This window comes from Gottschalkia acidurici 9a, assembly GCF_000299355.1.
GTDB classification, from domain to species: domain Bacteria; phylum Bacillota; class Clostridia; order Tissierellales; family Gottschalkiaceae; genus Gottschalkia; species Gottschalkia acidurici.
In genome coordinates this window covers 1,318,520-1,342,015 of record NC_018664.1, presented here as the reverse complement: position 1 = coordinate 1,342,015, position 23,496 = coordinate 1,318,520, and the positions used below count along the sequence as shown (strand labels likewise).

The 23,496-nt window shown below is 31.7% G+C and carries 20 protein-coding genes, 1 pseudogene, 1 riboswitch and 3 other annotated features; of the genes and pseudogenes, 6 read left to right on the top strand and 15 right to left on the bottom strand.

Translation table 11 applies throughout. From position 1 onward, the window contains the following. Window positions 1-178 precede the first annotated feature (178 nt). Window positions 179-420: a binding site (T-box leader), on the bottom strand. 343 nt (window positions 421-763) lie between these two features. After that, window positions 764-1,004: a binding site (T-box leader), on the top strand. Between the two features lie 41 nt (window positions 1,005-1,045). Then, entirely contained in the window at window positions 1,046-2,632 is a 1,587-nt protein-coding gene (gene cimA, locus CURI_RS06235) for a citramalate synthase (protein ID WP_014967381.1), read from the top strand. An 18-nt stretch (window positions 2,633-2,650) separates the two neighbouring features. Beyond that, window positions 2,651-2,950, top strand: a pseudogene (locus CURI_RS15295) (isocitrate/isopropylmalate family dehydrogenase). A gap of 85 nt (window positions 2,951-3,035) precedes the next feature. Here the strand turns inward: CURI_RS15295 and CURI_RS06230 are convergent. After that, a complete protein-coding gene (locus CURI_RS06230) occupies window positions 3,036-3,944 on the bottom strand; it encodes a LysR family transcriptional regulator (RefSeq protein ID WP_014967380.1) in 909 nt (302 codons plus the stop codon). A gap of 229 nt (window positions 3,945-4,173) precedes the next feature. Here CURI_RS06230 and leuB point away from each other — a divergent pair, with 229 nt between their 5' ends. The 3 genes from leuB to CURI_RS06215 are packed head-to-tail and all read left to right on the top strand — an operon-like array spanning window position 4,174 to window position 7,091. Beyond that, window positions 4,174-5,244 carry a 3-isopropylmalate dehydrogenase gene (leuB, locus tag CURI_RS06225; RefSeq protein ID WP_014967379.1) on the top strand — a complete coding sequence of 357 codons (1,071 nt, stop codon included), beginning with the start codon at window positions 4,174-4,176 and terminating at the stop codon, window positions 5,242-5,244. A gap of 19 nt (window positions 5,245-5,263) precedes the next feature. Further along, complete coding sequence (locus CURI_RS06220) at window positions 5,264-6,550, top strand: 3-isopropylmalate dehydratase large subunit (RefSeq protein WP_014967378.1); 1,287 nt, start codon at window positions 5,264-5,266, stop codon at window positions 6,548-6,550. Window positions 6,551-6,566: 16 nt separating this feature from the next. Next, the gene (locus CURI_RS06215) at window positions 6,567-7,091 is read left to right on the top strand and encodes a 3-isopropylmalate dehydratase small subunit (RefSeq protein WP_014967377.1); all 525 of its coding nucleotides are present in this window, start codon (window positions 6,567-6,569) and stop codon (window positions 7,089-7,091) included. A gap of 97 nt (window positions 7,092-7,188) precedes the next feature. Here the strand turns inward: CURI_RS06215 and CURI_RS06210 are convergent, their stop codons facing one another. From CURI_RS06210 to ilvB, 13 genes are all read right to left on the bottom strand, one after another. Beyond that, window positions 7,189-7,941: a TIGR00266 family protein gene (locus tag CURI_RS06210; protein WP_014967376.1), complete on the bottom strand. Its 753-nt coding sequence runs from the start codon at window positions 7,939-7,941 to the stop codon at window positions 7,189-7,191. A gap of 152 nt (window positions 7,942-8,093) precedes the next feature. Then, entirely contained in the window at window positions 8,094-8,708 is a 615-nt protein-coding gene (locus CURI_RS06205) for a DNA-3-methyladenine glycosylase (protein WP_014967375.1), read from the bottom strand. A 95-nt stretch (window positions 8,709-8,803) separates the two neighbouring features. Next, window positions 8,804-9,715, bottom strand: a complete 912-nt coding sequence (gene metA, locus CURI_RS06200; RefSeq protein WP_041701590.1) for a homoserine O-acetyltransferase MetA — start codon at window positions 9,713-9,715, stop codon at window positions 8,804-8,806. Between the two features lie 74 nt (window positions 9,716-9,789). Next, a riboswitch (SAM riboswitch) is annotated at window positions 9,790-9,903 on the bottom strand. Between the two features lie 63 nt (window positions 9,904-9,966). Further along, a complete protein-coding gene (aroQ, locus tag CURI_RS06195) occupies window positions 9,967-10,401 on the bottom strand; it encodes a type II 3-dehydroquinate dehydratase (protein WP_014967373.1) in 435 nt (144 codons plus the stop codon). Between the two features lie 58 nt (window positions 10,402-10,459). Beyond that, complete coding sequence (locus CURI_RS06190) at window positions 10,460-10,888, bottom strand: shikimate kinase (protein WP_014967372.1); 429 nt, start codon at window positions 10,886-10,888, stop codon at window positions 10,460-10,462. 3 nt (window positions 10,889-10,891) lie between these two features. Next, entirely contained in the window at window positions 10,892-12,103 is a 1,212-nt protein-coding gene (gene pheA / locus CURI_RS06185) for a prephenate dehydratase (protein WP_014967371.1), read from the bottom strand. Next, entirely contained in the window at window positions 12,103-13,191 is a 1,089-nt protein-coding gene (gene aroC / locus CURI_RS06180) for a chorismate synthase (protein WP_014967370.1), read from the bottom strand. Before aroC ends, pheA begins: the two co-directional genes overlap by 1 nt. Further along, window positions 13,172-14,473, bottom strand: coding sequence for a 3-phosphoshikimate 1-carboxyvinyltransferase (aroA, locus tag CURI_RS06175; RefSeq protein ID WP_014967369.1), 1,302 nt, complete (start codon window positions 14,471-14,473; stop codon window positions 13,172-13,174). Before aroA ends, aroC begins: the two co-directional genes overlap by 20 nt. Window positions 14,474-14,524: 51 nt before the next feature. Beyond that, a complete protein-coding gene (aroB, locus tag CURI_RS06170; protein WP_014967368.1) occupies window positions 14,525-15,586 on the bottom strand; it encodes a 3-dehydroquinate synthase in 1,062 nt (353 codons plus the stop codon). Further along, window positions 15,579-16,433: a prephenate dehydrogenase gene (locus CURI_RS06165; RefSeq protein WP_014967367.1), complete on the bottom strand. Its 855-nt coding sequence runs from the start codon at window positions 16,431-16,433 to the stop codon at window positions 15,579-15,581. Before CURI_RS06165 ends, aroB begins: the two co-directional genes overlap by 8 nt. Before the next feature lie 17 nt (window positions 16,434-16,450). After that, window positions 16,451-17,464 carry a 3-deoxy-7-phosphoheptulonate synthase gene (gene aroF, locus CURI_RS06160; protein ID WP_014967366.1) on the bottom strand — a complete coding sequence of 338 codons (1,014 nt, stop codon included), beginning with the start codon at window positions 17,462-17,464 and terminating at the stop codon, window positions 16,451-16,453. A gap of 392 nt (window positions 17,465-17,856) precedes the next feature. Then, window positions 17,857-18,351, bottom strand: coding sequence for an acetolactate synthase small subunit (gene ilvN / locus CURI_RS06155; protein ID WP_014967365.1), 495 nt, complete (start codon window positions 18,349-18,351; stop codon window positions 17,857-17,859). A gap of 7 nt (window positions 18,352-18,358) precedes the next feature. Then, complete coding sequence (gene ilvB, locus CURI_RS06150) at window positions 18,359-19,969, bottom strand: biosynthetic-type acetolactate synthase large subunit (protein WP_014967364.1); 1,611 nt, start codon at window positions 19,967-19,969, stop codon at window positions 18,359-18,361. Between the two features lie 206 nt (window positions 19,970-20,175). Continuing rightward, window positions 20,176-20,388: a binding site (T-box leader), on the top strand. A gap of 73 nt (window positions 20,389-20,461) precedes the next feature. On the opposite strand from ilvB, the gene CURI_RS06145 reads away from it, so the two are divergent. Then, window positions 20,462-21,973, top strand: coding sequence for a 2-isopropylmalate synthase (locus tag CURI_RS06145; RefSeq protein WP_014967363.1), 1,512 nt, complete (start codon window positions 20,462-20,464; stop codon window positions 21,971-21,973). Between the two features lie 66 nt (window positions 21,974-22,039). Here CURI_RS06145 and CURI_RS06140 read toward each other — a convergent pair whose 3' ends face one another. Then, window positions 22,040-23,395, bottom strand: a complete 1,356-nt coding sequence (locus tag CURI_RS06140) for a DUF4179 domain-containing protein (RefSeq protein ID WP_014967362.1) — start codon at window positions 23,393-23,395, stop codon at window positions 22,040-22,042. Window positions 23,396-23,496: the final 101 nt, after the last annotated feature.

The following is a 23,496-nucleotide window of genomic DNA, read 5'->3' as shown; positions in this document are numbered from 1 at the left end:
TTATCATAAATGTGGCTAATTTTTGTTACTTTAAGTTGCTAAAATTAGCTCTTAATATATAGTAATAAATAAATTATAAGCATTATTTATATTACTCTCTAATTGTATCATTCTTTGAATTTATTGTGTACTCTAGTAGTTATAAAAAAAATCCTTCATCTCTCATAGTTTCTTAACTATAAGGGACGAAAGATTTACTTTCGTGGTACCACCCTAATTCACAATAATAAATTATTGCCTCATTTTGAACCATAGCTATTTAACGGTAGCACCGACCTCATTTACTAAGAATATAGTATCCTTTTCAATTCAGCAATTCAAGAGTGATCATTATATACTACTATCAACGCTAACTTTCACCAGTTGTTAGCTCTCTGTAGTTGATAGTGTTAGTATTTTTGTCTCTATCAAAATTTTTCAATTTTTTATTTTATCTCTAATATTTAAAGTTTGGAATAAAGTAAAATACATGGTTCTGTTTGTTTAATTATTTTTGTGTTTAATTATTAATGAATATTATACTCTGTGATATTTTTATTGTCAACAACATTTTATTAATTTAATTTTATCTCTTAATTTTAATCTTTTGCTTCATATATATGTCTTTTTTATTAAAAATATTTATTATAAAAGTTTATTTATTATTTATAAATATAAATTTTTCTTTTAAAAAATCTATTGACATAACACTTTATTCTTATTACAATATTAAATAATTTAATTCTTTCTATTTGCATGTAGGAAATTATAAGCTTCCTTATTGCAAAATGCCAAGAAGGAGAAAGGTATTTTTTAGTAGGTGGTTACAGAGAGTCAGGATTTGGTGAGAACTGATGCTATCGATAAAATACGAATCACTCCTGAGCAGTATCTTTGAAAAGTTTTATACTTAGTAGTTGATACCGATTAGTCCCGTTAAAGACTTAGGTTTAGTAGAACTGACAGTGAGTGATGTCTTTATGACATAACTAAGGTGGTACCGCGGGTTATAACTCGTCCTTATTTTGAGGACGAGTTTTTGTTATTTTTGAAGGGGGGTTAAACAATGAATAGAAATAAAATCAAAATCTTCGACTCTACCCTAAGAGATGGATCTCAGGGAGAGGGTATTTCTTTCTCTGTTGAAGATAAGTTAAAGATTGTGAAAGCATTAGATGACCTAGGTATAAATTATATAGAAGCTGGTAATCCTGGATCAAACTCTAAGGATTTAGAATTCTTTGAAAGGTTGAGCAGTCTTAATCTTAAAAATTCTAAGGTAGTAGCTTTTGGGAGCACAAGAAGAAAAGGAATAACTGTAGAAGAAGATACTAATGTAAATGCACTACTACTTGCAAATACTTCTTCCGTAGCTATATTCGGAAAAAGTTGGGATTTTCATGTTACAGATATAATAAGAGCTACTCTAGATGAGAATTTAGTGATGATTGAAGATACTATAAAGTTTTTTAAGGATAAAGGTAAAGAAGTTACTTTTGATGCTGAACATTTTTTTGATGGATACAAGTCTAATCCAGAGTACGCATTATCTGCACTTAATTCAGCAGTTAAAGCTGGTGTTGATTATTTAGCATTATGTGATACTAATGGTGGTACTTTCCCTGACGAAGTTTATGAAATAACTAAGAAAGTGTGTGAAGCTTTTCCAAATGTAGAGATTGGTATTCATGCTCATAACGACTCTAGTATGGGTGTTGCTAACTCCATAATGGCTGTAAAGGCCGGGGCAACTCAAGTCCAAGGTACTTTTACAGGCTTTGGTGAAAGATGTGGTAATGCTAACCTCTCAGCTATAATTCCAAATTTACAGCTAAAGAAAGGTTATCAGTGTATTCCTGAGAGTCAGATGATAAACCTAACTTCTACTGCAAGGTATATTTCAGAAATTAGCAATTTATCTCTTTCAAATAACTTACCTTATGTAGGCTCTAGTGCTTTTGCACATAAAGGTGGTATGCATATAGATGGAGTAAACAAAGCTTCTCATTCATTTGAGCACATTAATCCTGAACTAGTTGGAAATAGAAGAAGATTCCTAATGTCTGAAGTCTCAGGACGAAGTAGTATACTGAACTCTATACAGAAAGTAAATAAAAATATAACTAAGGATTCTCCTGAAGCTCAAAAAGTTATAGATGAACTTAAAAGATTAGAGCATCTTGGTTATCAATATGAGGGTGCCGAGAGTTCATTTGAATTAGTCGTAAGAAAAGTCTTAGGTATGTATACTCCTACATTCAAAATTGATGAGTTCAAAACTATAGGAGAGCATTCTATTATAGGTAACAAGAAAAATACTTCAAGTATTATAAAAGTTAGTGTGGATGGTAAAACAGAAATGACTGCTGAACAAGGAAATGGACCAGTAAATGCTCTAGATAAGGCTCTTAGAAAAGCGCTTGAGGTATTTTACCCAGAGCTAAAAAATGTATATCTAACTGATTATAAGGTTAGAGTTCTCGATACAGAAAACACTACTTCAGCTAAAGTAAGAGTATTTATGGAATCTACAGATGGTAAAAGAACTTGGAGTACAGTAGGTGTTTCTTCTGACATAATAGAAGCGAGTCTTATAGCTTTAAAAGATTCTATTGAATATAAATTAATATTTGATAAAGAAAATGTAAAGTAACTAGCGTAAAGAAGGTGTATTCGCTTTGGAGACAGAGGACGTTCTGAATACGGAGAATTTGGATTACATGAGCCAAGTCATGGTTCAGATCCTGATATAGCTGGTCAAGATAAAGCTAATCCATTAGCAATTATCCTTTCTATAGCTATGATGTTAAGATACTAATTTGATTTAGAAACAGAAGCTAAATCTATTGAAAATGCTGTAGAAGCAGTTTTAAATGCAGGATATCGTACTGGTGATTTATATAGTAAAGGATGCAAATTAGTTGGATGTCAAGAAATGGATAACTTAGTTTCTGAATATCTTTCCAAATAAATAGTATTATGGACTTATTTCTATTAGTAGAGAGTAAGAAGTTTTAGTATTAATGCTTCTTACTCTTTTTTACTTAGCCTCTCCCCTACTCGTCTTTATTAAAATCACTATGTGTATTAGTTATATAATCCCAAAATGCTTGAGAAGCCATAGATAACGGAAGGTTTTTATTTGATAACATAACTATCGGTCGGCTAGGGATAGCAGGAGCTATTGGTAATTCTACAAGACTACCCTCAGATAGATCGTTTTGAATAAACTCTTTAATAGCAACAGTAACTCCTAAGTCTATTTTAGCAAGTTCAATTAGCAGATCCATATTACTTATCTCTATATCTGGTTTAATAGAAATATTGTTTTTTTCAAAATATAAGTCTATATATTTCCTATTCAAATTATCTTTTTCAAAAAACATAAAGTTATTATATAAAGAAATATCCGTAGGATCAGTTATTTTAGAAGATTCTATAAATGTCTTACTAGCAACAAATATATCTTGTATATGTCCTACTTTTTCAAAATTATATTTTGGAAAATCATCTGTAATGCTGACTATTCCAATATCAGCATCTCCATTTTCTATAAGCTTTAGTGTTTCTACTGTAGTTTTATTAATTACTATAATTTTGATATTAGGATATTTATTAATAAACTTTTTTAATTTTGGAACTAGAAAATGTTTAAATAGAGTTGTACTTACACCTATTTTGATAGATCCAAATTCTTTTTCTTTTAATCTAGAGAGTAACTTTTCACCAGTTTGAATTTGATTAATAGCATTATCAATATATTCAAATAGTACTTGACCTTCACTTGTAAGAGATACCCCACTCCAATTCCTAAAAAATAAGTTTACTCCAACAATACTCTCTAGAGATTTTATTGATTTACTGACAGCTGGTTGACTAATATATAGTTCATTAGCTGCTTTTGAAATACTTTTGCAACAAGCTACAGTGTGAAATACCTTGTATAAGTTTAAATCAACTACCATGCTATAACCTCCAGTTATATATACTATGATAAATATGTATTTTAATTATAGTATAGCTTTATATATAATAACAAGTGTACAGAAGTTATATTTTTATAAACTGTTTATGATTAAAACTCAATTTTAATATAAGTTATCCAAATTTCTAAACTTTATAATTTCTATAAAATCGACATACGAAGTAATTTGAAATAAAATAAATTAATTTAATCTTAGGAGGTAATTTTGTATGAAATATAATATAGCTGTAATGGCTGGAGATGGAATCGGTCCTGAAATAGTTGATGAAGCGATAAAGGTTCTTGGTAAAGTAAGCGAAGTATATGGTCATGAATTTGAGTACACTAATGTGCTTGGTGGTGGAATTGCTATAGATGAAACTGGTGTACCACTTCCAGATGAATCCATAGAGATATGTAAAAAAAGTGATGCTGTTCTTTTAGGAGCAGTTGGTGGTCCTAAATGGGATACACTTCCTGGACATTTAAGACCAGAAGCAGGTCTTCTTAAAATAAGAAAAGAGCTAGGATTATTTGCAAACCTACGCCCTGCCCTACTTTACAAGGCACTTAAAGATGCTTCTCCATTAAAACGTGAAGTAATTGGAGATAATTTAGATATATTAGTTGTTCGTGAATTAACTGGTGGTATCTACTTTGGAGATAGAGGACGTTCTGAAGATGGAAAGTCTGCATATGATACTGAAAGATATTCTATAGAAGAAGTTGAAAGAATTGCTAGAGTTGCATTTGAAACGGCTAGAAAAAGAAACAACCTTGTTACTAATATAGATAAAATGAACGTACTAGAAAGTTCAAGACTTTGGAGAGAAACAGTGTTAAGAATCCACCAAGAAGAATTTAGTGATGTTCAATTAAACCACTTACTAGTAGACAATGCTGCTATGCAATTAGTTCGTGACCCTAAACAATTTGATGTTTTAGTTACTTCTAATATGTTTGGAGATATATTATCTGACCAAGCTAGTATGTTAACAGGTTCTATCGGAATGCTTCCATCTGCTAGTTTAGCTAACGGAAAATTTGGACTATATGAGCCAAGCCACGGTTCTGCTCCAGATATTGCTGGACAAGACAAAGCTAACCCATTAGCTACTATTCTTTCTATAGCTATGATGTTAAGGTACTCTTTTGACTTAGAAAAAGAAGCTGATGCTATAGAAAATGCTGTTGAATCTGTATTAAATGCTGGTTACCGTACAGGAGATATCTACAGCGAAGGTTGTAAGCCTGTTGGTTGCAAAGAGATGGGTAACTTAGTTTGTGAATATTTAAAATAGAAGAAAGAGGGATAAAGATATGGGTAAGACATTAGCTGAAAAAATATTTGACGCACATAGAGTTGACATGCCATTCCCTGATACGCATGTTTTAAAATTAGACAGAGTTTTTTGCCATGAAATTACTACACCTATTGCTATAACAGACCTTATGTCAAGAGGAATGGATAGAGTTTTTGATCCAACTAAGATAAAAGCTGTTATAGACCATGTAACACCTGCAAAAGATTCTAAAACTGCTGAACAAGGAAAGATACTTCGTGATTGGGCTAGAAGACATGATATAAAAGACTTCTTTGACATTGGAAGAAACGGAGTATGTCACGCTATATTCCCTGAAAAGGGATTTGTAAGACCAGGTTACACAATCATCATGGGTGACTCTCATACTTGTACTCATGGAGCATTTGGTGCTTTTGCAGCAGGTGTTGGTACTACTGACCTTGAAGTAGGTATATTAAAAGGTGTTTGTGCATTCCACGCTCCTAAAACAATAAAAATTGTTTTAAACGGAAAGTTAAAGCCGGGAGTTTATGCAAAAGACGTTATACTTTTCATAATTAGAGAATTAACTGTAAACGGTGCTACAAACAAAGTTATAGAATTCACTGGATCAGTTGTTGATGAAATGTCTATGGAATCACGTATGACTCTATGTAACATGGCAATAGAAGCAGGTGGTACTTCTGGAGTATGCTACCCTGATATGACAACAGTAGAGTACTTATGGGATTTCATTAAAGATGAATTTAGCTCAAAAGAAGAAGCTGTAAAAGAGTATTCTAAATGGATATCGGATGAAGATGCAACATATGACAAAGTGTATGAGTATGATGTTACAACTTTAGAGCCAATGGTTACTTTTGGATTTAAGCCAGACCAGGTAAAATCAGTAAATGAAATGACTGGTACAAAAATAGATCAAATATATATAGGAAGCTGTACTAATGGTCGTATAGAAGACTTAAGAATTGCTGCTAGTATTCTTAAAGGTAAAAAGATAAGTGACGATGTACGCGCAATTGTAAGTCCTGCAACTCCAGCTATTTATTCTATGGCTTTAAAAGAAGGTTTAATTGAAATCTTCCAAGAAGCTGGTTTCTGTATTACAAACCCAACTTGTGGTGCTTGTCTTGGTATGAGTAACGGAGTTCTTGCTGAAGGTGAAGCTTGTGCTTCTACAACAAACCGTAACTTTAACGGGAGAATGGGAAAAGGTGGTACAGTTCACCTTATGAGCCCTGCATCTGCTGCTGCTACGGCAATTGAGGGTAAAATAGTAAATTCCGAACTATATAAAGGTTAAGGATTGGAGGAAAACAATGAAAACATTTAGTGGAAAAGTATTATTCTTAGATAGAAGCGATATTAATACTGATGAAATCATTCCAGCAAGATATCTTACTGAAATTACTAAAGAAGCTTTAAAGTCTTATTTATTAGAAGATTTAAGTCTTGATGGATTTAATGTTGAAAAAGATATTAAAGATAAAGCTGTAATTGTAACTAGAGAAAACTTTGGTTGTGGTTCTTCTAGAGAACATGCTCCATGGGCTTTAGAAGTTAATGGAATCAATGTAGTTATAGCAGAAAACTTTGCAAGAATATTCAGACAAAATATGTATAACTGTGGTATGTTTGCAATAGAGCTTCCAAAAGAAACAATTGACAGTCTTTTTGCTAACTATGCTGGTAAAGATACTTCTATAGAGATTGATGTTGAAAATGATAAGATTATTGTAACTTCACCTGAAAAATCAGAAACAATTGACTTCAAAGTTGGTGGCTTTGACAAAACACTTGTTAAAGAAGGCGGATGGGTTGGTTACGCTGACAAAAATTATTAATTATTGAACCCTTATAATTTAAAATATCTGATCTAATATCTGCAAAACCAATGGTTTTGCAGATATTTTTTATCTTGAACAATCTTTATTTTTTCACCTATCCCCTAATTTCATCCTTATTTCCTCTTGCTGCTATATAGATTCGATCAGCCATTCTACTAAATGGTAAAGACTGTAACCATACACTTCCAGGTCCCTTTAGGGTTGCTAGAAACAAACCCTCTCCTCCAAATAATCCACTCTTAATATCTCCAGTGAAACTAATGTCATATTGTACTGTGCTTGTCATAGCTACTAAACATCCTGTATCTAATCTCAATACCTCACCTACATTAAGATCTTTTCTTATAATTGTACCTCCAGCATGTAAAAAAGCGAATCCATCACCTTCTAATTTTTGCATTATGAAACCTTCTCCACCAAAAAATCCTGTTCCTATCTTCTTATTAAAGTGAATGCCTATTGAAACTCCCTTAGCTGAACAAAGGAATGCATCTTTTTGACAAATAAGTTCTCCTCCAAGTTGAGCTAGATCTATAGGTATAATCTTACCAGGATATGGTGCTGCAAAAGCTACATGTGCCTTTCCTTGTGCCACATTAGAAAATACAGTCATAAATAAGCTCTCTCCTGTTATTAACCTTTTACCAGCGCCCATTAGCTTTCCCATTAATCCTCTAGATTCATTCCTACTACCATCTCCAAATATAGTTTCCATTTGGATCTTATCATCCATATACATCATTGCACCAGCTTCTGCTATCACACTTTCTTGTGGGTCGAGTTCAATTTCTACAAACTGCATATCGTCTCCGTATATTTTATAGTCTATCTCATGCGCTATGCTCATAGTTTTATCTCCTTTATTCTCTTTATATAATTATTTATATCAATACATAAATTACATACTTTTATACTTTATAAATTTATAATATACAAAACTTCTATTCAAATCAAATCACTTTTTAAATTTACATACTATTATAGTATTTCTTCAGATAATTATTTTACTGATACATATTCATTTCCTTCTATATAAAATCTCCATAAATAATCTTTCGCTTCTTCTGCATAATCAATTCCAATCCTTTTAGACTCTACTATATTAATCTTTTCATCTACGTCAGGATTTTCTATATATAAGTTATCTCCACATAAATCTGCTTTATTTAAGCTTCTATCTATATCAAGTGCTATACATAGCTTTCCTGGGCCACTAGTGAGATTTCTTATTTCTCTTTTTTTAAGCTCTATATAGCTTTTATTAAATCTATTTAAAGACATTTCCTCTAGACCTTCTATAGGCTCTACTGCTCTAATTAAAACAGCTTCTGGTATTCCTTCTTCCTTAGTAACTACATTAAAACAGTTATACATTCCATATATCAAGTATACATAGGAAGTGCCGGGAATTCCGAACATAGCTTCAGTTCTAGGTGTGACTTTACCGCTATATGTATGAGCTCCTTTATCCTTAGTCCCCATATATGCTTCCGTTTCAACTATTTTTCCAACTATCTTTTTTCCTTTAGATTCTCTTACTAAGTATTTTCCTAAGAGATCTTTAGCTACTTCTAATGTATCCCTACTATAAAATTCTCTATTTAGCTTTTTCACAATATCACTTCCTTCAAATATAAAGTAAACCCCTAGTTATTTATTTTTTAATCTAGGGGTTTACTTTATATTATATCCTATTTTTATTTTTAGTATTAATCAAGTACATACGGTGTCTCTTGATATACATAGTAGTTTAACCAGTTTGAAAATAATAAACTCGCATGACTTCTCCATCTTACTATTGGCTCTTTAGTTGGGTCGTCTTGTGGAAAATAGTTTTTAGGTATATCCACATTGTCCAAACCTCTTGCAACATCCCTATCAAACTCGCTTTTTAAAGTCAAAGGATCGTACTCTGAATGACCGGTTACAAATACTTGTCTCCCATCCTTGCTAGCAGCTATATATACTCCACTTTCTTCAGACTCTGAAAGTAGTTCTATTTCTGGAATTCTTAATATATCTTCTCTTGATATATCTGTGTGTCTCGACTGCGGTGCAAAATATTCATCATCGAAACCTCTCAAAAGATTACTTTTTTTATTAATTACATTATGTTTGAATACTCCAAATATCTTTTTATCAAGCATATGTTTATTTATACTATAATGATAGTAAAGTCCAGCCTGTGCCCCCCAACATATATGAAATGTAGATGTTACATTACTTTTAGTATATTCCATGATATCCGCTAGCTCTTGCCAGTATTCAACATCTTCAAATTCTATATGTTCAACAGGAGCTCCTGTTATTATCATTCCATCAAATTTTTTATTTTTTATTTCTTTAAACGTCTTATAAAAACTTTCTAAATGTTCCTTACTTATATTTCTTGATTCATAAGTTTCTGTGCGAAGAAGTGTAATCTCTACTTGCAATGGAGTATTTCCAAGTAGCCTTAGTATCTGTGTTTCTGTTTCTATTTTAGTAGGCATAAGATTTAATACAGCTATTCTTAATGGTCTTATGTTTTGCGTTTTAGCTCTACTTTCTCCCATTACAAATATATTTTCTTCAGTTAATATTTTATAAGCGGGAAGTTCTGTAGGTATTACTATAGGCATAAAAACACCCCCAAAGTATATTTTTTCATAAAAAAAGCCTCTTTCAAAATGAAAGAAGCTTTTTTTGTATCGCTCCCTCATCTTCCGGATACCAATTTTTTTGGCTATACCGCTGGATTTAGCACCTTAGCACAAGCTCGGTTGCCGGATTTCATTGGGCCAGTTCCCTCAATCTCTCTCGATGAGTTTTTTATTTTATAAGTTTTATTATATATATATACATGTCAAATGTCAACATGTTCGCAATTTCCTTAATATTTTAGTCTGTTTACAAGTCCTATCATTCCTAATATATAACTATCTACACCAAATCCACTTATCTGTCCTATACATGCTGGTGCTGTTACTGACTTTGTTCTAAATTCTTCTCTTGCGTGAACATTACTTATATGAACTTCTACCGTAGGAATATTTACAGCTTTTAGTGCATCATAGATTGCTATGCTATAGTGAGTGTAAGCTCCAGGATTTATTATCATACCATCGTATTTTTCATAGGCCTCATGAATAAAGTTTATTATTTCTCCTTCTATATTACTTTGAACTATTTCTAATTCTATAGAAAGTTCTTTAGACTTCTCTCTTAAAATTTCACATAGGCTTTTATAATCTACATTTCCATATATATTCTTTTCTCTTATCCCTAGCATATTTATATTAGGACCATTTATTAGTAATATTTTCATATTATCATCTCCGTAATTTTGTCAACGACATCATCTAAATCTTTGTCATTAATTACTTCTATATCACAGTATTTTTTGTAAAGATCATATCTTTCCTCAAATAGCTTATATATTTTTCTTTACCATCTTTAAGCAGCGGTCTCTTTTCAACATCCACATCTGACACTATGTTTTCTATAGGTCTATTTATGAATATTATAATTCCATTTTCTTTTAAAGCTCTTATATTTCTTTCCCTCTTTACTACTCCACCACCTGTAGATATAACTACTTTTTCTTTTTTAGATACATCTTCTACTCCATTGCTTTCTACATCTCTAAAATACTCTTCACCATGCTCAAACATCTCATCTATACTCTTCTTCTCTTTTTCTACTATATATTTATCTATATCGCAAAATTCATATCCTAATTTTATTGCTAGTTTTTCACCTATAGTAGTTTTACCACAGCCCGGCATACCTATCAATACTATGCTTTTTTTCATATATTACGACGCCCTCCTATGTGGTTTTTTATAGTTTCCTAGTAGTTTAAAGTAAGTACTATTTGCCTTTATCTTTTCCACAACAAATTTTACTCTATCATCTTTTAAATTTCCTTCAAGATCTATATAGAAGAAGTATTCCCATGACTTCCCTAAAATAGGTCTCGACTCTATTCTTTGCATATTTAGATTATTCTCAGTGAAGTAGCTTAATGCACTATAGAGAGCTCCCGGCTTATGTGGTGCTGAAAAAACTATACTTATCTTATTATTATCATCATTAATTTCTAAGTTCTTACCTATAACTATGAATCTAGTGTAATTATTATTATTATGATTTATACTTGGTGCTAAAATTTCTAAATCATAAAGATCAGCAGCTCTCTTACTTGCTATAGCAGCTTTGCTTTTATCTCCACTTTCTTTAATCAATTTTGCACTTTCAGCAGTATTTCTGAAAGGAACTAGTGTCCAATCTTTTTTTGTTTTTAAGTATTCGCTACTTTGTTGTAGTCCTTGTGAGTGTGAATAAACTTCTTTTATGTCTTCTAATTTTGTTCCCTTTATAGCTAAAAGGTTTTGATCTGCTATTACGCTCTTTTCTCCTACTATATATAACTCGTATTTTCTTAATAAATCGCATACTTCGGATATTCCTCCTGTAGACGAATTTTCTATAGGAAGAATTCCATAATCTATATCATCATTTTTAAGTGATTTAAATACATCTTCAAATTCACTCACATTAACTCTTTCTATATCTTTCCCAAAGTATTCTATAAGTGCTTGTTCACTGAAGGCACCCGGAACACCTTGATAACATACTTTTATATTTTCTTTTCTTAAGCTAGTAGCATTCTTGATGTCTTCCTGGAGTTGATCATAATTATTTAAGTCTTTAACTTTTTCTTTTTCTTTAGGAGTTTCTTCCTTATTTCCTGAAAATATTAATCTTGCTTGTAGTTTTCTACTTACAGCCATTAAATTAACGAAAAATTCTTCAACTGGTTTTTCATAGCTTTTATCATTTAAAAATGATTTTGCTTTATCTATAACTATTTGCTCTCTTGACTTATCTAGTACAGGCTGATTATTCTTTTCCTTATACTTCGCTACCTTTATTACCGTATCCATTCTTGTTTCGAATAGTCTAACTAACTCTTTATCTATACTATCTATTTCATCCCTTATTTTATCTAGATCTAGTTCCTCCATTAAAGCTCACCCTTTCCTAAAACAAAGTCTAATATAGTTAGAGCGCAAGCAGATTCAACCACTGGTACTGCTCTTTGAACTATACATGGATCATGCCTACCATGTACTTCTACCTCTGTATTTTCCATTTTATTAATGTCTATTGTCCTTTGTTTTTTAGATATCGATGGAGTTGGCTTCATAGCGACTCTAAATATAACTGGCATACCATTAGTTATACCTCCAGTTATGCCTCCATTATTATTTGTGTAAGTTTTTATTTCATCATTTTCTATAAAGTACTCATCGTTAGCCTTTGAGCCTCTCATTTTACTTATATCGAAACCTACACCAAACTCAATTCCTTTAACTCCTGGTATTGAAAACATGGTCTGAGATAATTTGCTTTCAACAGATTCAAAGAAAGGTGATCCAAGTCCTGCCTCTAAGTTTAGTACTATACCTTCTATAACTCCTCCAACAGAGTCTAGATCCTCTCTAGCTTTTAATATAGCTTCTTTCATTTGCTTTCCACTTTCATCATCTATTACTGGAAATGGCTTGTTTCTTATTCCTTTTAATACACTTTCATCTATGTTGGTATAATCTATATTTTCATCTTCTACATTTTCAATTCTTTTTATATGACTACCTATTACTATGCCCTTTTTCTCAAGTATTTGTTTAGCTATTGCCCCTGCGAACACTAGTGGTGCTGTAATTCTACCCGAAAAGTGACCACCACCTCTATAGTCATTATGTCCTTTATATTTCACAAATCCAGGATAATCTCCATGACTAGGTCTCATAACATATCTTACTGAATCATAGTCTTTAGATTTCTGATTTGAATTCCAAATTACTCCACAAAGTGGGGTACCTGTAGTTTTACCATCAAAGTATCCACTCAAAATTTCAAATTCATCAGCTTCTTTTCTAGGCGTTGATATACTGTCTTTACCAGGTGCTCTTCTTTGCATTTCACTATTTATATATTCAGTATCCAATTCTATTCCAGGTGGTAGTCCATCAATAGTTATACCTATTGCTTTGCCATGTGACTCTCCAAATATAGATACTTTTATATTTTTACCCCATATTCCACTCATTGATTTTTCCACCTACCTCAGTAAAGTCTTCCCAAAAATTAGGATATGATTTAGCTACAACGTGACTATTAGTGATTATAATTGGCTCCTCACATATAGTTGAAGCTATTCCAAGTGCCATAGCTATACGATGATCTCCCCAGCTATCTAAAGTAACTCCGCCCTTAAGCTTTTCAACACCTCTAATTATAAGTCCATCTTCTAGTTCTTCTACATCTGCTCCTAGCTCATTTAAAATTGTAGCTGTAGAGTTAAGCCTATCTGACTCTTTTATTCTAAGTCTTTTACCATTTATAACTCTGGTTTCTCCCTCACTTACAGAAGCTAATACAGATAATATTGGTATTATATCTGGGCACTCCGAAGCATCTATTACCGTGCCTTTAGTTTTAGACTTTTTAACTATAACTGAATCTCCTTCAGTTATTATATTTGCACCCATCTTTTTCACTATCTCCAGAACTACTTTGTCTCCTTGTAATGACTCTAAATCTAAGCCATTGCATTTTATATCTCCATTTAGAATTCCGCCAACTATCCAAAAAGCTACCTGTGAGTAATCGCCTTCTACTTTATAGTCTCTTGCCTTATACTTTTGATTACCTCTTATATAGAACTCTTTATAGTCTTTATTCTCTATTTCTATTCCAAACTTTTTTAATACATCTATAGTTAAGTCCACGTATCCTTTTGACTCTAATTCTGTAGTTATAACAATCTTTGAATCTTCATTTAATAGTGGTAGCGTAAATAAAAGACCTGTTATAAATTGTGAACTAATATTTCCTTCCATTTCAAATGTATCTGGTTTTATCTTACCTTCTATAGTCACGGGGATTTTTCCATCTGTAGTTTCATATTTTATGTTTTGTTTTTCAAATATTTTATAGTAAGTATCCATTGGACGCTCTACAAGCCTTCCTCTTCCTGTTACTTTTATTTTCTCATTGGCAAGTGTTGCTATAGGAATTAAGAATCTTATAGTAGATCCTGATTCAAAACAGTCTATAGTATCATTTAATACTTTCAACTCATCTTTTCCCTTTATTATAACTTTGCTAGTACTTTTCTCTTTGTCTTTCTCAATTCCTAGCACTTCTACCCCTAGAGATTTCATACCTTCTAAAGTAGCTATTATATCATCTGAAAAATCTACATTATCTATATTACTTATACCTTCTGAAAGACTCGCACATATTATAGCCCTATGGCTCATGCTCTTCGATGGAGGTATATTCACTTCTCCTTTAAGCTCAGATGGAGTTATTTTTATATTTTTCATTGTAATCCCCCTTTCTTATATTTACCTAAGACCTGACGTTAGACAAACTACTTAAATATAATCGAATATTTCGCTTCTATTTATCTTCTTTAAAAAACAATTTCCTATTTCCTCTAAGAGTACTAAACTTATACTGTCTACATGACTTTTTTTATCTAAGTTTATAGTTTCTAGTATGTTTTCACTAGGCATCTTAGGTAGCTCATACGGCAATTTATATTTTAATAGTGCTTGTTTTATGAGTTCAGCAGAACCTTTCTTTGTTATACCAAGTTCCTCACTTTTCATAGTAATATGGTACATTCCCATAGCTACACCTTCACCATGAGTATATTTCTCATAATTAAAGTAATTTTCTATCACATGACCTAAAGTATGACCAAAGTTTAATATCATTCTGATTCCTAGGTCTTTTTCATCACTCTCTACCACTTCTCTTTTTATATCACAGCAATTATATATTACTTCTTCTATGTTCTCAAATAGTTCTTCCTCTGAACTATAGCCTAGAAGTTTATCAAATAGTTTTTTATCTCTTATACATCCATACTTTATAACTTCTGCCATTCCATCTGCTATAAATCTCTTATCTAGCGTTTTTAAAAGATCTGGGTCTATAAATACTATTTCTGGATGATAAAAACTTCCTACTAAATTCTTACCTTTTGGCAAGTTCACAGCTACTTTTCCACCTATACTACTATCTATTTGAGCAAGTAATGATGTAGGTATCTGTATAAACTTTATACCTCTAAGCAGAGTTGATGCAGCAAAACCACCTAAATCTCCTACTACTCCTCCACCAAATGTTATTATCATATCTCCTCTTGTCATTCCAAATGAAAGGAGTTTATCATACACGCTCTCTAGTACACTTATGGATTTACTCTTTTCCCCTGCTTCTACTACTACAAAGTCAACTTCAAATCCACTTTTCTCAAGGTCATCTTTAAGCTTATCACCATATATTTTATTAACATTCGTATCTGTGATTACAGCTATCTTTTTTGCTTTATATATTTCTTTTATCTTTTCTCCAATTTCACTCATAATTCCTTTTTTTATTACTATCTGATACTTCTTATCTGGAAGATTAACATTAAGATTATACATTTTTAGACTGCTCCTCCTTCCTTTTACTAGACTCTGTAAGTATATCATCTAGTAAATTATACTCACTATTTTTTATAGCATCTTTTACCTTTGTCATATAATTTTGAAATAGATCTATTTGAGCTACTATATGTTCTTTATTTTCTATCATAAGTTCCGACCATAATGATGGATTAATCTTTGCAATCCTAGTTACATCATTAAAGCTTCCACCTGTAAATGAGTTTACATTTTCTATATAGTTACAATTCATCATTGCTATAGCTATAACATGAGGGAGTTGGCTAGTAAACGCTATTATTTCATCATGCTTTCCAGGATCAATTTTTACTACTTTAGTGAATCCTATTTCTCTAACTAAATTTTCTATAATCTCTATATTTTCTTTTTTATTTTTATCTGTAGGAGTTATTATGTAGTTTGCATCTTTAAATATATCTTTAGACGCTGACTTAACTCCACTAGTCTCTCTTCCAGCCATAGGATGACCTCCTATAAAGTCTAGGTCATCCCTGATAAAAGAGTTTATTCCTTGCATTACTTTTTCTTTTATTCCTACTGCATCGGTGATTATAGCACCACTTTTAAAGTTTTTCATATTTTCTTTGACAAATTTCAGTGTAAGCTCTGGATATAAGCATATTATTATTATATCAGAGTCTTTAAGTGGAACTTCCCCATTTGTATATCCTTTATCTATTATGCCTATACTTTCTGCATACTTTAAAGATTCCTCATCTATATCTATAGCCCATATGTTTTTAGGCTTTAGCTCTCTTATTGCTTCAGCAAAAGACCCACCTATAAGTCCTAAACCTACTATAGTTACGTTAAAATCAAATTCCACTTAAAATACACCCCTTACTATAATTCTTTTCCCTCTATCTTAGCTATTTCTCTTAGTGATTTAACTAGTTTATCAAATTCTTCTGGCTTTATCGATTGTTGACCATCACATTTTGCATTTGATGGGTCATTGTGAACCTCTATCATAAGTCCATCTGCTCCAACTGCTAATGCTGCTTTTGATAATGGTTCAACTAACCATCTTAAACCTGCCGCGTGACTTGGATCTACTATAACTGGTAAATGACTTAATTTTTTAAGTACTGGTATAGCACTTAAATCTAAAGTGTTTCTTGTGTAAGTTTCAAATGTTCTAATTCCTCTTTCACATAAAATTACATTTTCATTTCCACCAGCCATTATATATTCTGCTGACATTAATAGCTCTTCTATAGTTGCTGACATTCCTCTTTTTAATAGAATAGGCTTTCTAATTTTACCTAACTCTTTTAGTAATTCAAAGTTTTGCATATTTCTAGCTCCAACTTGAATTACATCTACATCTTCATTAAACTTTTCAACATAGTCTGCTGACATTATTTCAGTAACTATTGGTAACCCAGTGATTTCTCTGGCCTTTTTAAGTAATTCTAATCCTTCTTCTCTCATTCCTTGGAAGCTGTATGGAGATGTTCTTGGCTTAAATGCCCCTCCTCTCAAGAAAGTTGCTCCTGATTTTTTAATTTCTTCTGCCACTTCCACTATTTGCTCTTCACTTTCTACTGAGCACGGACCAGCCATTATTGCTATATTCTTTCCTCCTATTATACTCCCTTTTACATCTATTATAGTATCTTCTGGATGAAATAGTCTATTAGCTAATTTATATGGCTCCTGTACTGATATTAACTTTTCAACATTTTTATTTGCTTGTATTTGTCCCTTATTCACTTTACTCGTATCCCCCACTAGTCCTAAAAGATGACTACTTTCTCCTATAGATTCGTTTAATCTTAAACCTTTTTCTAACATTCTTTGCTTAATTACTTCTATTTCCTCTGTTGGTGTTCCTTTTCTAAATACTATAATCATTATTATTTCCTCCTATTTTCAATTTTTTCTATATATACAAAAAAGGAGCCTCTAATGAGACTCCTCCTGTTTTCACATATTTTTATAAGTTTACAGTTTATAGATAGTTTTATCTATTCTATTCACTTATGCTAATATCCCTATGTTAGACTCATCAGTAAACATTCCAACTATTTTTTGTAGAACAAATAACCAGCGCTAAAGTAATAATAGCCCCAGATAAAAAAGTAGTAATAATAGTTGTTTTGTTTTCTGTTTTCTTTTCTAATAAGTCTATCCATGTCATTTCCTCCAAGTAAATCTAATAAATATGCAAAATTCTTAATATATTTGATTTATATACAATAACTATATATCAATATTATGAAAAGTGTCAACCATATTATGATAATTTATTTATATTTTCCTCTTTTTAATGCTGTTAAGCCTGTACGATTATATTCTAATATCCCGTAAGGCTTTAAGATTTCAGTAAATGCCTCTATCTTTTCACTATCTCCTGTTAATTCAAGTATTAAGCTCTCTTTAGCTACATCTATTATCTTTGCTTTGAATATTCCTGCAATACCTATGATGTCAGATCTAGTTTTTAAATCAGCTTTTACTTTTATAAGTAAAAGCTCTCTACATACTGAATCCTCGTTAGTTAACTCCGTAACTTTTATTACATCTATAAGTTTGTTTAGCTGTTTTACTATTTGCTCAACAGTTTGTCTATCTCCTTCTAGAGTTATAGTCATTCTTGAAATCTCAGGATCTTCTGTCTCTCCAACAGATAAACTGTCTATATTATATCCACGTCTTGTAAATAAGCCAGATATTTTACTGAGAACTCCTGCTTGATTTTCTACTAATACAGATAACATATGCTTATTTATTTTAATCATCTCCTATCTAAATAGTACTAAAGTCTGAGTCAACTATACATTCTATCAAGAATGGTTCCTTTAAATCTAAGCACTCTTTAAAAGCTTTTTCAAAATCTTCATTTGAATTTACTTTTATTCCTTTTATCCCAAATCCATCTGCTATCTTAACAAAATCTGGTGAGTGTTTAAATACAACGGCATTATTATTTCCTTTTCCGTAAGTATTATCTTGAAGTTCCCTTACCATTCCTAATCTACTGTTGTTAAATACAATAATTTTTATATCTAAATCATATTCTCTTATAACTCCAAGTTCTGATAATAGCATTTGAATACTACCATCACCCATAACACCTATTACAGTTCTATCCTCAGCGCCAAACTTAGCTCCTATAGATGCTGGTAAACTATATCCCATAGTTCCTAAGCCACCAGATGTAATGAACCTTCTATTTCCTTTAACCTCAAAATTTCTAGCACACCACATTTGATTTTGACCTACATCTCCAGTTAATATAGTGTCGTCATCTACTGTATCTGAAATAAATTTAATTGCTTTGCGCGGATTTATATTTTCTGTTATTTCTTCTTTCTTTTGATAACTTCCTTTTATTTCTTCTGCCTCATTTATCCAGTCTTCTAATCCTATATTGTCTAATCTATCTATTAAATCACTTAATATATTTTTTGCATCTCCAACTACAGGTATATCTGCTGATAAGTTTTTTCCTATTTCTGCTGTGTCTATATCTATATGAATAATATCAGTTTCTTTTGCAGACTGAGTTATAGCAGATCTATTAGCAATCCTAGCTCCTATAACTATTATTAAGTCTGATTTATTCACTAGCTTATTTGCATAGCTGTGACCATGAGAACCTACCATACCAAAGTTAAATTTAGAGTCAGAATCTATAGCTCCTATTCCCATTAGAGTATAAACTACAGGTATACCAACTTTTTCTGCAAATATTCTTAGTTCTCTATTAGCATTTGCACTTGAAACTCCTCCACCTGCACATATTATAGGTCTTTTACTGTTTTTTATCTTACGTATAGCTCTCTTTATCTGACCTATATGCCCTTCACTTATAGGCTTATATCCTCTTATATCTACTTCACTAGGATATTCAAAATTAATATTTTTCTGTTGTATATCTGATGGTATGTCTATAAGCACTGGTCCTGGTCTACCTGTTTTAGCTATATAAAAAGCTTCTTTTAAAATTCTTGGAATATCTTCTGCATTTTTTACTAAACAATTATACTTTGTAAATGGTAGTGTTGATCCTACTATATCTGCCTCCTGAAAAATGTCCTTTCCTATGAGACTTGAATCTACCTGACCAGTTATTATAACCATTGGAACTGAATCCATATAAGCTGTTGCTATACCAGTAATTAAGTTTGTAGCACCTGGCCCTGATGTTGCCATACAAACTCCAACTTTTCCAGAAGCTCTCGCATATCCACTAGCATTATGCGCGGCTGATTGTTCTTGTCGAACTAGTATGTGCTTAATATTAGACTTTCTCATAGATTCATATATAGGAAGTAATGCTCCGCCTGGATATCCAAATATGATTTCAACATTTTCTTCTTCCAGACATTTTATTATAGCATCTGATGCTATCATTTTTATCTCCCTCCCTCTAATATATAATTATACCACGTTAATGTATGATTATTTAGAATTTTACTATTGATATTTCAACATGTCAACAAATGATTTAAACAATTTTAAAGTTTGTTACTTTATCTCTAAAACTTTTCCTTGACATTGCCATTTTTAACTGTTAGAATACATAATAATTCAAGTAAACGCATAATTTTAAATTAATCTATAAAGCAATGATGGAGATAAGTATTTTATGATAAGTTGCAGCGAGTCGGTGGTTGGTGTGAACCGATACTTTAGTAATATACACTCACTCCTAAGCAGTATCTGCGAAAGGTTTTTCCTATTAGTTGATACCGACTAGCCTCGATAACGGCTTAAAGAGATATCTTTTTGGTGTAACTAAGGTGGTACCGCGGGTTCAACTCGTCCTTTAATATTATTAGAGGACGAGTTTTTTTATTTTAAATAGATGACGGTAGTTAAATAATTAAATTAGGGGGAATATAAATGTCTAAACAAATCAAAATTTTCGACACTACTTTAAGAGATGGAGAGCAATCTCCTGGTTGTACTATGAATTTAAAGGAAAAAATAGTTTTAGCTAAACAATTAGAAGAGTTAAATGTAGACATTATAGAGGCTGGCTTTGCTATTGCATCTGTTGGTGACTTTGAGTCTGTAAAAACTATATCTGAAAATGTTAAAAACTGTACTGTAGCAAGCTTAGCAAGAGCCCTTACTAAAGATATTGATCGTGCTTGGGAAGCCGTTAAATATGCTAACTATCCTAGAATACACGTTTTTTTAGCTACTTCTGATATTCATATGAAACACAAGTTAAAAATGACTCCAGACGAGGTTGTTGAAAGAGCTGTTGCTATGGTGAAGCACGCAAAAGGGTACTGTAGTGATATTGAATTTTCAGCAGAGGATGCTTCTAGAACGAATTTAGATTTCTTATCTAGAGTTGTAGAATCCGTTATAAATGCTGGTGCTACAGTGGTCAATATCCCTGATACTGTCGGATATACTACTCCTGATGAGTTTTCTAAAATTATAAATCATCTTAAAACTACTGTACCTAATATAGATAAAGCAGATATATCTGTACATTGTCATAATGACTTAGGTATGGCTGTAGCAAACAGTTTAGCTGCTGTAAAAGCTGGTGCTACACAAGTTGAATGTACTGTAAATGGTATAGGTGAAAGAGCCGGTAATACTGCATTAGAAGAAATTGTTATGGCTCTTAATACTAGAAAAGACTTCTTTGGTGCTACTACTAATGTAAACACTAAACAAATTACTAAAACTAGTAGATTACTTACTTCTATAACTGGTGTTCCTGTTCAACCAAATAAAGCTATAGTAGGAGCAAATGCTTTTGCTCACGAATCAGGCATTCATCAACACGGTGTATTAGCAGAAAGAAGTACTTATGAAATAATGTCTCCAGAATCAGTAGGTCTTACAACTAATGTAATGGTTTTAGGGAAACATTCTGGTCGTCATGCTTTTGAAGATAGACTTCAAACTTTAGGATTCAATTTATCTAAAGAAGACTTAGATTCTGCTTTCGAACAGTTTAAAAGTCTTGCGGATAAAAAGAAGACTGTATGTGATAGAGACTTAGAGGCTATAGTAACTAAAAAATCTATATCTATTCCACAAATATATTCTTTAAATAACTTTGTAATTAATAGTGGATTTAATATAACTTCAACTGCGACAGTAACTCTTGATTATAAAGGAAACATCAAAGAGGAGTCAGCTACTGGCGATGGTTCTATAGATGCAGTTTTCAATGCTATAAATAAAATTGTTGATATAGACTTTGTATTAGAAGACTATTCACTTAATTCTGTAACTGAAGGTGAAGATTCTCAAGGTGAAGCTATAGTTAAGATTAGTAAAGATGGTGAATCTTATACTGGTAAAGGTCTTAATACAGATATTATAGCTTCTAGTATAGAGGCTTATGTAAATGCTATAAATAAAGTATTAAGTGAAAGCAATTAAGCTGATTTGAATACAAACTTAAGAACTGGTTTTAAAACCAGTTCTTAATATATTAATATTTTTAGGTTATTTTAAAGAGTTCATCTTTATGATAGTTCCATTAATATTAATTGATTTAATTAATGAAAGATCTAAAGGCAAAGAAGGCATGTATTTAAGCTTAGTCTTTCCATCTTCAACAGATGATACTCGTGTGCTAAAGGTTTTAGTGCTACCATCTTTCATATTAATGCTAACAGAAATAGAGTCATAAGAAGGAATATCTTTTACACTACCAGTTAAAGTTACTCCTAATGGTGACACTGAAATGCTATCTATAGACCCTGTACCTAGTTCTATATTGCAGTCGATTTTCTTCTGTTCTTCAATGGCCTCTATTTTAAATGAAGTTTTCCAGTTCCCTTCTGTATAGTTACGATTTGAAGTAAAAGTCGCCATAAGTTTTACCTCGTTAAGCTCTGTTTTATCTATATCAAAGATATATTCAATATATCCATTTCCATATGTTGCCTCATTCGACTCATTTACTCCAAAATAAACGTTTGACATTCTAACATCTAGAGTATTTCCTGAACTATCAGCAAGATATAAGTCTCCATAATCATTAACCCTATCTCTCGACCATTTAGTCTGGATATGAAGTCTACCATCAATATACCCTATATTAGAAATATGCATAAGATCTATTTTAGGCAAAGTAAGATTCATTTGATCTACTTTCAACAATTCTATTGTGTCCTGTGATCTGAGTTCCTCAATTAAATCACCACCTATACCCGATAGATTTTTCATATCAAATGGAATTGTTTGTGAATCTTTAACTGCTAATATATCTACTATGGTAATACCCGTATCAATTCCATGAAGTATTGATCTGTCACCAACAAATGATCTTATATTAAATTCTACTTTTTCATTATTTATCTTTTCTCCACCATTAGATTCCATACGTAAAGTTGCAGTTTTGGTTGACTTATTATAATCAACCAGTTCACAAGTGAACATACTTCCTTTGCTCATTCCATAATCAGATATGTTGAGGGTTTCATCAATCCTATCACCTGTTAAATCCTGCATTGTAAAATAGATAACTGTTGTTTCATCGTCACTCATAGCGGCTATTACTTCCATCTTTATTCCGTTATCTTCACTACTGACCTCTACACGCTGAAGTATTGAAGCTATTTCTAGACTAACAACAGATAAAAGTTTATTAAAACTTGGAATAGTAGCTGCCATAACTCCAACAGAAAGTGTTAAACATAAGCATATCGCTACCCCGACTGAAATTGCTTTTTTAAAGCTAATATTAGATTCTTTATTCTTAATTTCTTTTTCAACTTTTGAAAAAATATCATATTCAGGTGTTCTTATATTATCTAGTGCGCTTTTTATAATTTTTTCATCAAAGTCTTTTTTCACTTTACTACCGTTGCATAAAACCTATAAAATTCTATAAATATATAATAATTTGTAATTTTAAGTTCTACTTTTATTCCCTGTTCGTCGTACCCTATTTCGAT

Coding starts and splice junctions, on each gene's coding strand:
- cimA (WP_014967381.1), top strand. CDS start 1,046: ATGAATAGAAATAAAATCAAAATCTTCGACTCTACCCTAAGAGATGGA.
- CURI_RS06230 (WP_014967380.1), bottom strand. CDS start 3,944: ATGGTAGTTGATTTAAACTTATACAAGGTATTTCACACTGTAGCTTGT.
- leuB (WP_014967379.1), top strand. CDS start 4,174: ATGAAATATAATATAGCTGTAATGGCTGGAGATGGAATCGGTCCTGAA.
- CURI_RS06220 (WP_014967378.1), top strand. CDS start 5,264: ATGGGTAAGACATTAGCTGAAAAAATATTTGACGCACATAGAGTTGAC.
- CURI_RS06215 (WP_014967377.1), top strand. CDS start 6,567: ATGAAAACATTTAGTGGAAAAGTATTATTCTTAGATAGAAGCGATATT.
- CURI_RS06210 (WP_014967376.1), bottom strand. CDS start 7,941: ATGAGCATAGCGCATGAGATAGACTATAAAATATACGGAGACGATATG.
- metA (WP_041701590.1), bottom strand. CDS start 9,715: ATGCCTATAGTAATACCTACAGAACTTCCCGCTTATAAAATATTAACT.
- aroQ (WP_014967373.1), bottom strand. CDS start 10,401: ATGAAAATATTACTAATAAATGGTCCTAATATAAATATGCTAGGGATA.
- CURI_RS06190 (WP_014967372.1), bottom strand. CDS start 10,888: ATGAAAAAAAGCATAGTATTGATAGGTATGCCGGGCTGTGGTAAAACT.
- pheA (WP_014967371.1), bottom strand. CDS start 12,103: ATGGAGGAACTAGATCTAGATAAAATAAGGGATGAAATAGATAGTATA.
- aroC (WP_014967370.1), bottom strand. CDS start 13,191: ATGAGTGGAATATGGGGTAAAAATATAAAAGTATCTATATTTGGAGAG.
- aroA (WP_014967369.1), bottom strand. CDS start 14,473: ATGAAAAATATAAAAATAACTCCATCTGAGCTTAAAGGAGAAGTGAAT.
- aroB (WP_014967368.1), bottom strand. CDS start 15,586: ATGTATAATCTTAATGTTAATCTTCCAGATAAGAAGTATCAGATAGTA.
- aroF (WP_014967366.1), bottom strand. CDS start 17,464: ATGATTATAGTATTTAGAAAAGGAACACCAACAGAGGAAATAGAAGTA.
- ilvN (WP_014967365.1), bottom strand. CDS start 18,351: ATGATTAAAATAAATAAGCATATGTTATCTGTATTAGTAGAAAATCAA.
- ilvB (WP_014967364.1), bottom strand. CDS start 19,969: ATGATAGCATCAGATGCTATAATAAAATGTCTGGAAGAAGAAAATGTT.
- CURI_RS06145 (WP_014967363.1), top strand. CDS start 20,462: ATGTCTAAACAAATCAAAATTTTCGACACTACTTTAAGAGATGGAGAG.